Here is a 253-nt window from a genome sequence, read left to right as displayed (position 1 = left end):
CGGTTCCAATTCCAACGCCTGCTCTTCGTTGGCAAATCCATCGAGAAAATCATCATCCAGCGATTCAGTCTCCAACGGCGCGCCCCATTGCAGGTCCGGTTCGTCGAAGCCTGATAGCGCCAGCGTGTCGGCACGGGCGGCCGGCGTGCTTGGTTCAGGAGCCGCCGACGGGTTATCGGCCAGATCCCAACTGTTTTCCAGGGAGAGCCCATCCAGGTTCAACTCGAATTCATCACTGGGCGCGGCAACAGGT

The 253-nt window shown here is 59.7% G+C and carries 1 pseudogene; it reads right to left on the bottom strand.

The window, feature by feature from the left end:
- Positions 1–253 (bottom strand): annotated as a pseudogene (locus OC610_RS29330) (FimV/HubP family polar landmark protein); the annotation flags it as partial.

Origin of the sequence: Pseudomonas agronomica (genome assembly GCF_025917275.1) — a bacterium.
In the GTDB taxonomy this organism is placed as follows: domain Bacteria; phylum Pseudomonadota; class Gammaproteobacteria; order Pseudomonadales; family Pseudomonadaceae; genus Aquipseudomonas; species Aquipseudomonas agronomica.
This window is presented reverse-complemented; position numbering and strand designations above follow the sequence as displayed.